This window comes from Saonia sp., from assembly GCF_056326165.1.
The window spans coordinates 328726-341488 of the sequence record NZ_JBWFBN010000001.1 but is presented as its reverse complement, the minus strand read 5'-3'; the positions used below and the strand labels follow the sequence as shown (position 1 = coordinate 341488).

Below are 12763 nucleotides of genomic sequence, written 5' to 3'. Positions count from 1 at the left end.
TAACGTAAGAATTCAATGCTCGTATATAAATATAGAAGTGGAACTCCCAATGATATAAAAGCTCTTGAGAACAATCAATATTGGTCATCTTCTATTGAACAATTGAACGACCCTTGTGAAGCAACTACCGACACAAAAAAAGTCAAACGATTTCTGAATTATATTGGACAAAAAGTTGGAGCTAAAACCAAAGAAGATTTTGAGTTATTTAATAATAATACCGACGAGGTTCTATCAATGGACAAAAAAATGGGTATTTATTCACTTTCTAAAACACCATTAGATGAATTACTTTGGGCTCATTACGCTAATTCACATAAAGGATTCTGTATAGAATATGATTTAGACGTTTTACTGAAAAACGACGGAAGTAATCATATCCATTCTTTTCCTGTTTTATATTCAAAAAAACCCCAAAGTATCGGTTTTTTGGACATTATTAGGAATGAACAAAATAGTATGATAAAAAAGTTCGCTTTTCATAAATCAAAAAGATGGGAATATGAACAAGAGCATAGAATTGTAACAAGTAAAATTGGATTGAATTCCTATAATCCTAAAGCATTAAAATCAATCTATTTTGGTTTAAAAATTAAGCAATCAGACAAAAATCAAATCATAAACCTATTACAAAGAGGTGTTAATTTTTATCAAATTGTATTAGAAAAAAATAGCTATTTATTTAAAGCTATAGAACTTGAAACCAAAACAGGACTGGAATCCAATTATTTAAAACAATTGCCAACTTCTATTACAAATGGAAAAATTATAGCATTTGAAATCTTAAAACAAAAGATTTACAACTTTTCAGAAATTGGAGAATTTGGAATTATGTTGAAACAAGAACTAAATAGGTCAGAAATAGAAATTTTAATCAATTATCTAAAAAAGAATTTATTTTGTGACGGAAAGACAATATTTTTTGAATTCTATACTAACCTAAACCAAATTGGAAATTTACCTTGGGTGTCAGCATCATTAAAAGAAGAAAAAATTGAAATACAGTTTAACTATGAAAAGTAATTACATAAAACAAAGATTAGTATTAAAAAACAATGACCAATATTGTTAAATGTACCCTCAAAAATCTAGAATTGCTGGCAACCCTAGCCCAACAAACCTTTCTAGATGCTTATGGAGGAGGTGCCGATAATGATGAAATCGACACCTATGCAACTAAAAATTTTAACCAAGAAATATTAAAAAAAGAATTAAGCAATCCAAACATTAATTATCATATTCTCTATTACAATAATGAAGTTGCCGGGTTTTCCAAAATTGTGTTGAATGCTCCCAATAACAGTGTAATAGAACCAAACATAACCAAATTGGATAGATTGTACTTGTTAAAGGAATTTTATGGGCAAAATCTTGGTGCTAAGCTAATGGATTTCAACATTGAGCTATCTAAAAATAACGAACAAAAAGGTCTTTGGCTATATGTTTGGACAGAAAACTATAGAGCGGTTAATTTCTACAAAAAATGCGGTTTTAAAATTGTTGGCAGCTATGATTTTAAAATATCCGAAACACGCTCCAATCCTAACCACATTGTCTATTTAGAATACTAATTATACTGTACTTTCCTTAAAATCCTTAATGATTCCTTTACGGATTGATAGACTTTTTCATTGTGCTTTTTAAGAATGGCTCTGGCGTTGGTGAGTTTTTCTTTGGCTTCTTCAAAACCATTTAAAAAACATATTAAATAAGTAGCTGGCAGGTGCTTTAAATCCTCTTTTTCGGTTGGGGCAAGTGTTATTCCTTTGTTTAATTTGTCCAACAGCGCATTGTTGGCATTAAAAATATGATGCAGCGTTTTTTTGTCATACTGCGGGGCTTCAAAAATTAAATCGCTTTGAATCTGGTATGTCCCATTTTCTGAAAAAGTAATGACCACCTTTTCCAAAGGGTAATATTTTTGTTGTTTCCCTAGCCCCAATTGCACATATTCCATGGTAGTAAAAGAGTCTTCATCAAAAGCAATGGTTACCTCATCCAACGCAGAATAAAATAGTTTTACCTGTTCGTTAATCAGTTCTATATCCAATCTGGAATAATATTCTTGCTTTTTTACCTTTTTAAGATTCCCGGCCCAACAGACCACAAATTGTTCCTTAAAAACCTTGTAACTGCTACTTAAATCTGCATGCCTATTATTAATAAAATCTATGACTCCATCCAGAGTAAATTGAATGTTGTTACGGGCATGTTGCTCAATGGTAGCCACTGTTGCAGCGTTAATGTCCTTCATCTCAATATCAAATACCTTGGGCATACTTATACTACCTTCCCTAAAAAAGACAGAACCACCATAATACTTCCATATGTTTCTCCTTAAAGAACATATTTTTCCATTGGATTTTATGGTCACCAAACCAACAACCTTGCCTTCTGGTAAATTGGGAAACGGTATATTTTCATAAGAAATTAAGGGAGGGTTATCCAAATAGGCATTTACAAGATTTTGGATTTTGCTGTCATCAAAAAAATCGACTCCAACAATTTTATTGTCCTCATCTTCTACACCAATGACAATAAAAGAATTGTTTTTTGGATTGCTATTGGCTAATGCACAAACATGCTTTAAAAATTTGCCTTTCCCTTCTTTTTGCCCAATATCTATAAAGCGTTTTTTATCATAAAAACTATTTTCATCATTATGGGCAAGTAGATTTTTAACTAGTAGGCGTTTGTTAATCATAGTTGTTTGTTCACAATAGTACTACTTGCTTGGGCGGTAGACATAACAACTAAATCTGCAATATTTACATGATAGGGGCGTGTAACCACAAAGTGTATAATATCTGCAATATCTATTGGCTTTAACGGTTGAAAACCTTTGTACACATTATCGGCACGTGCTGTATCTCCCTTAAAACGTACATTACTAAACTCAGTCTCCACCATCCCGGGGTTTACGGCACCAACCCTAATTCCGTGCCTATTTAAATCTATTCGCATAGCCTGATTTAATGCATCCACCGCATGTTTACTGGCGCAATATACATTGCCGTTGGGGTATACTTCTTTGCCAGCTGTAGATCCTATATTGATAATATGTCCTGACTCCCTTTCTACCATTTTTGGAATAATGGCCTTGGATATATAAAGCAACCCTTTTACATTGATATCCAACATGGCGTCCCAATCATCTGTATTGCCCTCTTGTATGGGTTCTAAGCCATGAGCATTCCCTGCGTTATTAATTAGAATATCAATTTTAGAAAAATCATTGGGCAAAGATTCAATGGCTTTGAACACTTCTTTTTTTTCTCTAATATCAAAGTTTAGTATGTGAATTTTGGTTTGGGCAGACAACTCCATTTTTAATTCCTCCAGCCTGTCTTTTCTTCTACCACAGACAACCAATTTTATGCCGTTTTTAGCAAACAGTTCTGCTGTAGATTTTCCTATGCCACTTGTTGCTCCAGTGATTAATGCAGTCTTTTCTTTCATAGGTTTGTGAAAATAAAAAATAAATCCCTTAAATCATTCATAAAACTTGGGTCTTTATGCGTTTTTTAACCAATTATTAACAGCCCATGAGTAAATAAATTTTCACTTTGCATTTTATTAAAAAGCTTATTTAATTTGCATAAAATCAAACTATAACTTCTATGGAGGAAAACACTACAATTGATATCAGTGCTGTGAACGAGAAAATTGCCAAAGAAAGCGCTTTTATCGATCTACTTGTATTGGAAATGAACAAGGTTATCGTGGGCCAAAAGCACATGGTAGAACGTCTTTTAATTGGTCTTTTGGGTCAGGGTCACATCTTATTGGAAGGTGTGCCGGGGCTGGCAAAAACATTGGCTATCAATACTTTGGCAAAAGCTGTAAAGGGAAGTTTCAGCAGAATACAATTTACTCCTGATTTATTACCTGCAGATGTTGTGGGAACCATGATTTACAATATTAAAGAGAATGATTTCTCCATTAAAAAGGGACCCATTTTCGCCAATTTTGTATTGGCAGATGAAATAAACAGAGCACCAGCAAAAGTACAATCCGCTCTTTTGGAGGCCATGCAAGAAAAACAAGTGACCATTGGCGACGAAACTTTTATCCTAGATAAACCATTTTTGGTCATGGCAACACAAAATCCTGTTGAGCAAGAAGGAACATATCCATTACCTGAAGCCCAAGTTGACCGTTTTATGTTAAAAACAGTTATTGATTATCCTAAATTGAATGAGGAACAATTAATCATCCGTCAAAATCTTAAAGGTGCCTACGAGGAAGTAAAGCCTGTTGTGACCACCAAGCAAATTTTATCAGCTCAAAAAGCGGTAAGAGAAGTATACATGGATGAGAAGATTGAAAAATATATTCTTGATATTGTTTTTGCAACTCGTTATCCAGAAAAATACAATTTAGAAAACTTAAAACCACTTATTAGTTTTGGTGCATCACCTCGTGGAAGTATTAACTTGGCAAATGCTGCAAAATGTTATGCCTTTATAAAGCGAAGAGGGTATGTAGTGCCAGAAGATGTTAGAGCTATTGTTCATGATGTATTACGTCATAGAATTGGCATTACCTATGAAGCTGAGGCCGAAAATATTACTTCTGAAGAAATCATCAATAAGATTGTAAACGAAATAGAAGTGCCTTAAATCAGTCCTTAGTATTTAGTCTACAGTTGGCACAATTTAGATTTTGCTGCTGTATATTGATTACTGTATACTGCATACTGAAAAAATGGATACTAAAGAATTACTTAAAAAAGTCCGTAAGATTGAGATAAAGACACGTCGTCTTTCCGATCACATTTTTGGAGGAGAATACCATTCTACTTTCAAAGGGCGGGGTATGACTTTTAGTGAAGTACGCCAGTACCAATATGGAGATGATGTAAGGAGTATTGATTGGAACGTTACTGCCAGGTATAATGAACCATACATAAAAGTTTTTGAGGAAGAGCGGGAACTCACCATGATGTTGATGGTAGATGTAAGTGGGTCAGAACTTTTTGGGTCCAGCAATCAGTTTAAAAAAGAAATTATCACCGAAATATCCGCCACGTTGGCTTTTTCAGCCATGCAAAACAATGACAAAGCTGGGCTCATTTTATTTTCTGATGAGGTAGAACTTTTTATTCCGCCTAAAAAAGGAAAAAGCCATGTACTCCGTATCATTAGAGAGTTGTTGGAGTTTAAGCCTAAAAGTAACAAAACGGATATTGCAGAGGCATTAAAGTACTTAACCAGTGTTATGAAAAAGAAAGCCATTGTGTTTGTGCTCTCAGATTTTATTGCCGAAGATTATGAACGTACGCTAAAAATTACTGGAAACAAACATGATGTTACGGGGATTAGGGTCTATGACCAAAGAGAGGAAAGCATTCCCAATTTGGGCATGGTACAAATGTTAGATGCAGAAACTGGTGATGTACAATTGGTTAATACCCAATCCAAAAAAGTACGTCTAGGGTATGGTAAATACCATAAAGAACGTGTGGATTATTTTAATGAAACCTTTACAAAATCTGGTTGTGGTGTTATTAGTTGTCGGGTAGACGAGAGTTACGTTAAAAAACTGTTGGGTTATTTTAAGCGAAGAGGATAAATAATAATGAACAAATATCAATTAAAAAATAAAAATTGTATTTCTTTCCAAATAAGGATATTCCTCCTATTTGCCGGTATCTTTTTGTTTCCCTTTTTCTCCCATGCCCAAGTTTCTTCAGAAATTGATACTACTTATATTAAAATTGGAGAACAAATAAAATACACCATTACCGTTGAGGCAGATTCTACGGACACCGTATTTTTTCCTGAAGACCAAACGTTCTCACCATTGGAAATGGTTGAAGCCCTGGCTATTGATACTACTAAGAAGAAGAATAGAATAACATTGCAAAGGATTTATGCCCTTACTCAATTTGATTCTGGCGCATATACAATACCTCCCCAGCGAATTACTATCAATGAAAAGCCCTACTTTACGGATTCGGTCAGAGTAAATGTTGCCACAGTTCCTGTGGACACCATCGCCCAAAAGATGTACGACATTAAACCCCTGATCAATGTGGACAAAAGCAATTCTGAATTTTGGAAAACTCTTTTATGGATACTTATCCCATTATTGATTATAGCTGGACTTCTTTATTGGTTCGTTTTTAGGAAAAAACCCCTGTCCGAAGAAGAAAAAGAAGCTCTATTGCCCCCATTTGACAAAGCTCTTTTGGAATTAAAACGGTTAGAGAATTCAAAATATCTTATTCAAGATGAATATAAGCAGTATTATTCTGAGCTTACGGATATTGTACGTTCTTATTTAGAGGAAGATGTTCATGTTTCTGCATTAGAAAGCACCACAGATCAATTGATTGATAGGTTAGAAATGCTAAAGGAAGCTGGCGAATTGGATTTAGAGGAAGAAACTATACAACAGTTTAAACAAATATTGCAGACGGCAGATTTGGTAAAATTTGCCAAATCCAAACCTCCTACAACTGTAGCGGAACAAGACAGAAAAGCGGTAGAGGAAATCGTAATAAAAACCCATGATGCCCTGCCAGAACCAACAGAAGAGGAATTATTGCAGAATGAGGAATATTTGGAAGAACTTGCCAAAAAACAACAAAAGAAAAAATGGTATCTCGCTGCTAGTATTGTAACGGGTGTTCTCTTTTTTACCTTGGCTTTTGCCGTGGCAAAATATGGCTTTACTTATGTAAAAGATACCGTATTCGGCCATCCGTCCAAAGAGTTGTTAGAAGGAGAATGGGTCTCTAGCTCGTACGGTTTCCCTCCTGTGAGTATAGAAACTCCTGAGGTGCTTTTAAGACAAGAGGTTAAATTACCTCCAGAGGCAATGGCTACATTAAAAGAATTGCAAACCTTTATGTACCGTGATTCTGAGGCATTGTTTACTGTTGCCACCACTTCTACCTCTTTTACGGAAGAAGTAGAGCCCGACTTTGAAAAAACAATAGAACAGATTATTAAAAGCTTTGAGGATAAGGGGGCTAAAAATATTATTACCAAACAAGAGGAATTCAGCACAATTACTGGCACAAAAGGTCTAAAAACTTATGGTTCGGGGAATTTTGCTGTGCCAGAATCTAAAGAATTAATAAAAGGCAAGTATGTTATCCTGAGCTTTGGCGGTAAAGGATTTCAACAACAAATATTAATTTCCTGGTTGGATGGTGACACCTATGCCGAGGAAATTGCAGAAAGAATATTACAATCTGTAGAAGTAAAAAACGAAGTTTAAATGTTTAAAGATATTTCATTTGCAAACCCACAATTCTTTTGGTTGTTTTTAATACTTCCATTGGCTTTGCTATGGTACTTCTTTAAACGAAAAGAAGAAACGGCATCACTTAAAATTTCAAGTATAAAAGGATTTGCTATTAACAACTTCCTTCCAAAACTAAAGCCTTTATTGTTTGTTCTTAGATTGTTGGCTTTGGCAGCAGTAATTACAGCCTTAGCCCGCCCACAAACAGAAGATATTTCAACCAGAACAAAAACCACAAAGGGAATAGATATTGTAATGGCCATTGATGTTTCATCAAGTATGTTGGCACGTGACCTAAAACCTAATAGACTATCTGCGCTGAAGGAAGTAGCTGGAGATTTTATCCGTCAGCGACCAAATGACAGAATCGGTGTAGTGGCCTATGCTGGGGAAAGTTATACCAAAACACCCATCACTAGCGATAAATCCATTGTACTTAATGCGTTAAAGGAAATCACTTATGGACAGTTAAATGATGGTACGGCTATTGGGATGGGATTGGCAACATCGGTAAACCGATTAAAAGAAAGCAAGGCAATTAGTAAAGTAATAATTCTACTTACTGATGGTGTAAACAATTCTGGTTTTATAGAACCACAAACAGCTGCAGATTTAGCAGTGGAATTTGACATTAAAACATACACAATTGGGTTAGGCACCAATGGAAACGCCCTTTCCCCTGTTGCTTATAATGCTGATGGTTCTTTTAGATATGGGATGAGACAAGTAGAAATAGATGAAGCGCTGTTAGAAGATATCGCCAAAGTTACTGGCGGGCAATACTTTAGAGCTACGGACAATGAAAAACTGGAAGAAATCTATGACGAAATAAATAAACTGGAAAAAACCGAAGTAGAAGAATTTAAGTATTATAAATACGAAGAAAAATTTAGACCTTGGGTCCTTTTGGCAGGGGCTTTACTATTATTAGAATGGGTGTTGAGAAACACATTATTTAAGAGTTTTATATAAACAATGATTCAATTCGACGAAAAAATATATTTCTATTTGCTGTTCATTATACCCGTAATGATTGTGGTTTTTGTACTACATCAAATTTGGAAAGTAAGAACACAGAAAAAATTTGGGGATTTGTCTCTTTTAAAGCGGTTAACCCCGAATAAATCCAGTTTTAAATCAACTTTAAAATTGATATTCCTCTTATTGGGCCTGTCCTTTCTAATTTTGGCTTTGGTAAATCCTAAAATTGGCACAAAACTAGAAACAGTTAAACGAGAGGGTGTGGATATTGTTTTTGCAGTTGATGTTTCTAAAAGTATGTTAGCCGAGGATATTGCTCCCAACCGATTGGAAAAATCTAAACGTTTGGTGTCAGAAATTATCAATCAATTAGCAAGTGACAGGATTGGGATTATTGCTTATGCTGGTCAAGCTTTTCCCCAATTACCTATCACCACTGACTATGGTGCCGCTAAAATGTTTCTGCAAGGAATGAATACAGATATGTTATCCTCCCAAGGAACAGCAATCAATGAAGCTATAGAATTGGCATCAACTTATTACGATGACGAAGAACAGACAAATAGGGTCTTATTTATTATCTCAGACGGTGAAGATCATTCGGAAGGCACCACTTTGGATGCTGTGGAAAAAGCTGTTGAAGAAGGAATTAGAGTTTATACCATAGGGGTTGGGAAACCAAAGGGCGCTCCCATTCCTATCAAAAGAAACGGAGTTGTAGAAAGTCTTAAAAAAGATGCACAAGGTGAAGTTGTTATTACAAAATTGAATGAAGTTGTCTTAACTGATATTGCTGATGAAGGAAATGGGGAATATATCAATGGCTCCAATACAGAAGAAGCGGTAGAAATTATAAAAGAGCAATTAGGGCAAATGGACAAAAAGGAGTTTGAAGCCAAGCAATTTGCAGAATATAAAGACCAATTTCAATGGTTTTTGGGCTTGGGTTTATTATTTCTATTTTTAGACATCTTTCTATTGGACAGAAAAACCAAGTGGTTAAAGAAATTAAACTTGTTTAACGAGGAAGAAATTGAATAAAATGAAAAAGATACTTTACATTGTTTTTGTATTTGGGTTTTTTGGTTTCTCCCAAGAATCCGATGAGGAAAAAATAGACAAAAAAACATTGCAAGCTTCTCAAAATCTTACATGGGAAGGCAATAAAGATATTGCAGAAAATGATTTTATAAATGCAGAAGGCAATTACAGAAAAGCTATATCAAAAAGTAATAAGAATTCTGCTGCATCCTATAATTTGGGGAATGCTTATTATAGTAAAGAAACCTATAGTGAAGCTTTTGGCCGTTTTAAACAAGCTGGGGAACTAGCATCAACAAAGGAAGAAAAACATCAGGCCTATCATAATATGGGCAATGTTTTTATGAAAAAGAAAGAGTATGAGAAAGCTGTAGAAGCCTATAAAGAAGCCTTACGAAACAATCCTACAGATGAAGAAACCCGATATAATTTAGCTTTGGCTAAAGAGCTACTAAAAAAACAGCAGGACGAAGAAAAGAAAAACGACGAGAACAAGGAAGACGAAAACCAAGAAGATAAAAAAGACCAAGACGAGGATAAAAAAGACGAAGGAAATCAAGAAAAAGACGATGAGGGCGAGCAGAAAGAAGATGAAAATAAGGACAAGGGTGACGAAGGTGATAAAGGTGATGAAAAGCCTGAAGAAAATAAAGAAGGTGATGGTGATAAAAAAGAAGAGGAGAAAAAACAACCCCAAGAAGATCAACCAAGACCTAACCAACTATCTCCTCAACAAGTACAGAACCTATTAGAAGCTATGCAGAATGAGGAAAAAAAGGTGCAAGAAAAAATAGATGCCCAAAAGGTAAAGGGTGTTAAAACAAAAAATGAGAAAGATTGGTAATGTTGTTGGCAATTAAAAAATATATATTCTTTATTCCCCTATTGCTTTTTTGCTTTGTGGTAAAAGCACAAGACTCAGGAATTACTTTTGAGCTAAAAGTCAGCAAGCCCAAGCTTGGGCTTAATGAACGGCTAAGGGTAGATTTTGTCATGAACAAAGACGGAGATAATTTTAACCCTCCTGATTTTGAAGGATTTAGAGTTTTAATGGGACCTTCCCAAGCCATTAGCTCCTCTTGGATTAATGGTAAAAGATCATATTCAAAAACCTATTCATATACGTTGGCGCCTACTGCTAGGGGGAAATTTTCCATAAAACAAGCTACCATTGAAATTGATGGGAAAACTTATAAGTCACTCGCAAAGAATATAGAAGTTACTGCTGCAGTTGATAAACCAAGTGACCAAATGACAGTGGATGATGTTGCTGATGAAAGTTTACACTTGGTAGCTGAAGTTTCAAAAGGGAATCCTTATTTAAATGAAGCGGTGACTGTTGTGTACAAATTATACTTTAGCCCGTATGTTAGTGTCTCTAATTTTAGAGCATTGGACAATCCCAAGTACAATAATTTTTGGAGTCAGGATATGCCAGTCACAAAATACAACGCAGAAAATGCTACTTATAGAGGGCAGTCTTATAGATATGTAATTCTAAAAAGAGTGGTTTTATACCCTCAAAAAACTGGAGAGTTAGAATTAGAGCCTCTATCCTTAGATGTAGTTGTAGATGTTCCTACCAACAAAAGGGATTTCTTTGGGGGTCGTATCTATCAATCTACCAATAAGACTGTTTCAGCTGGGAAGCGCACTATCAAAGTAAAAGCATTGCCCACTACAGGAAAACCAGCAGATTTTAGTGGTGCAGTAGGCGATTTTAATTTCTTTGTAACTACCAGTAAAACACATTTAAATGCTAGTGAATCTTTACAGGCAAAGGTAGAGGTAAGCGGCAAGGGAAACTTAAAGCTTTTTCAATTGCCAAAACCTAATTTCCCAAGTTCCTTGGAGGTATATGATCCAGAACATGATGAAAGTGTACGCACGACCTTAGCAGGAATGCAGGGAAAAGTGAATGACACGTATACAGTAGTTCCATCATTTAAAGGAAAATATCCCGTTCCAAGTATCTCTTTTAGTTATTTTAACCCCTCAACAGAAAAGTACCACACTCTAAATTCCAATGAAATTGTGGTTAATGTATTGGAAGGGCCCACGGATTCTAATGTGACATCTTCTATCCCTACAGCTGCAAATAGGCAAACTGTAGTTGGTTCTGGAAACGAATTTGGTTTTATTAAGTTGAAACCCAATCTTTCCGCAATAGGAACAAATTACTTTTTTGGTTCCAAATGCTTTTACCTATGGTTGTTGCTTCCTTTATTGTTAATTCCATTATTTATTCTATTTAGGAAAAAAAGAGAGGAATATACAAGTGATATAGCTGGAAATAAAGTTAGAAAAGCGAATAAATTAGCCAAAAAATATTTATCTGAGGCAAAGAAAACGCTAGGCAAAAAAGAGGCTTTTTATATAGCCTTGGAAAAAGCACTACACAACTATCTAAAGGCCAAATTGAAAATTGAAACATCTGAGTTCAGTAAGGATAAAATAGCTTCTATCTTAACAAAAAAACAAGTTGATGAAGAAACCACTGAAGGTTTCATTGGTTTATTGAAAAACTGTGAAATGGCTCGTTACAGTCCTTTTTCTGATGTACAGATGCAAGAAGATTATGATAAAGCAAGTGAGGTAATTTCTTATTTGGATAAACAATTATAGGTAATGAAACAATTAATGACTTTAGTAGCACTATTGTTTTCTCTTTTGGTAACTGCCCAAAGTGAGGCCTTGTTCAATAATGCCACAACAGCGTATAATGATGGAAATTACGAAAAAGCCATAGAGAATTATCAAAAAATTCTAGAAAATGGTGAACATTCAGCTGCTTTATATTTTAATCTTGGTAACGCCCATTATAAACTAAACCAAATAGCACCAAGTATTTATTATTATGAAAAAGCATTGTTGTTAAAACCCAATGACCCAGAAATTAAAGCCAATTTAGGTTATGCCCAGAATATGACTTTGGATGCCATTGAGGAAATGCCAGAAACTGGGTTTTCCAAAATTTATAAAAAACTTACCGGTTTTCTTTCTTTTGACCAATGGGCCTATGCTGCTGTTGGTTTAATGATTTTGTTTGTTTTGATGTATGTCGCTTTTTACTATTTTAGATATGCCACTCACAAGCGCATTGCATTTATTACAAGTGTTGTTGCTTTAATTTTATCCGTTTTTTCCATTGTAATGGCATATTTACAGTACAATGATTTTAACAACCATCAACCAGCTATTGTATTTGCAGAAGAAGCTATTATACAATCCGAACCCAACAATAGAAGTGAAGAGGTTTTTAGATTGCACCAAGGCACTAAAGTAAATGTCCTTGAGCAATTGAATGATTGGAAAAAAATAAAGATTCTCGATGGCAAAACAGGTTGGGTTCCTTCCTCCGACATCAAAATATTAAAGGATTTTTAGATTTAAATTCCTTCCCTTGTAATCTGCAACTAAAACATTGTTCAAAATCTACCCTTTGTAGCAAAGAATTATTTTAAATTTGCTTTTCCATAGTTTT

The 12763-nt window shown here is 34.8% G+C and carries 12 protein-coding genes; 10 read left to right on the top strand and 2 right to left on the bottom strand.

All coding sequences use genetic code 11. The features are described from left to right. Nucleotides 1-15: 15 nt before the first annotated feature. Both AC000W_RS01485 and AC000W_RS01480 read left to right on the top strand, forming a co-directional pair. On the top strand, nt 16-1023 hold the full coding sequence (locus AC000W_RS01485; RefSeq protein WP_474745411.1) for a DUF2971 domain-containing protein: 1008 nt from the start codon (nt 16-18) through the stop codon (nt 1021-1023). A 32-nt stretch (nt 1024-1055) separates the two neighbouring features. Continuing rightward, entirely contained in the window at nt 1056-1571 is a 516-nt protein-coding gene (locus AC000W_RS01480; RefSeq protein WP_474745410.1) for a GNAT family N-acetyltransferase, read from the top strand. Here the strand turns inward: AC000W_RS01480 and AC000W_RS01475 are convergent. Together AC000W_RS01475 and AC000W_RS01470 are read right to left on the bottom strand one after the other, a co-directional pair. Continuing rightward, nucleotides 1568-2704: a DUF5929 domain-containing protein gene (locus tag AC000W_RS01475; protein ID WP_474745409.1), complete on the bottom strand. Its 1137-nt coding sequence runs from the start codon at nt 2702-2704 to the stop codon at nt 1568-1570. The genes AC000W_RS01480 and AC000W_RS01475 overlap by 4 nt on opposite strands. Beyond that, nucleotides 2701-3459, bottom strand: a complete 759-nt coding sequence (locus tag AC000W_RS01470; RefSeq protein ID WP_474745407.1) for an SDR family NAD(P)-dependent oxidoreductase — start codon at nt 3457-3459, stop codon at nt 2701-2703. Before AC000W_RS01470 ends, AC000W_RS01475 begins: the two co-directional genes overlap by 4 nt. Nucleotides 3460-3620: 161 nt before the next feature. On the opposite strand from AC000W_RS01470, the gene AC000W_RS01465 reads away from it, so the two are divergent. From AC000W_RS01465 to AC000W_RS01430, 8 genes are all read left to right on the top strand, one after another. Further along, nucleotides 3621-4622, top strand: a complete 1002-nt coding sequence (locus AC000W_RS01465) for an AAA family ATPase (RefSeq protein ID WP_474745405.1) — start codon at nt 3621-3623, stop codon at nt 4620-4622. An 85-nt stretch (nt 4623-4707) separates the two neighbouring features. Further along, entirely contained in the window at nt 4708-5574 is an 867-nt protein-coding gene (locus AC000W_RS01460) for a DUF58 domain-containing protein (RefSeq protein WP_474745403.1), read from the top strand. Between the two features lie 6 nt (nt 5575-5580). Further along, complete coding sequence (locus tag AC000W_RS01455; RefSeq protein WP_474745401.1) at nt 5581-7230, top strand: BatD family protein; 1650 nt, start codon at nt 5581-5583, stop codon at nt 7228-7230. Continuing rightward, the gene (locus tag AC000W_RS01450) at nt 7231-8229 is read left to right on the top strand and encodes a vWA domain-containing protein (protein WP_474745400.1); all 999 of its coding nucleotides are present in this window, start codon (nt 7231-7233) and stop codon (nt 8227-8229) included. A gap of 3 nt (nt 8230-8232) precedes the next feature. Continuing rightward, nucleotides 8233-9279 (top strand): VWA domain-containing protein, encoded by a 1047-nt coding sequence (locus tag AC000W_RS01445; RefSeq protein ID WP_474745398.1) that lies wholly within the window; start codon nt 8233-8235, stop codon nt 9277-9279. Nucleotide 9280: 1 nt separating this feature from the next. After that, entirely contained in the window at nt 9281-10123 is an 843-nt protein-coding gene (locus AC000W_RS01440; protein ID WP_474745397.1) for a tetratricopeptide repeat protein, read from the top strand. Further along, nucleotides 10123-11904: a BatD family protein gene (locus AC000W_RS01435; RefSeq protein WP_474745395.1), complete on the top strand. Its 1782-nt coding sequence runs from the start codon at nt 10123-10125 to the stop codon at nt 11902-11904. Before AC000W_RS01440 ends, AC000W_RS01435 begins: the two co-directional genes overlap by 1 nt. Nucleotides 11905-11907: 3 nt before the next feature. After that, the gene (locus AC000W_RS01430) at nt 11908-12666 is read left to right on the top strand and encodes a tetratricopeptide repeat protein (protein WP_474745394.1); all 759 of its coding nucleotides are present in this window, start codon (nt 11908-11910) and stop codon (nt 12664-12666) included. Nucleotides 12667-12763 lie beyond the last annotated feature (97 nt).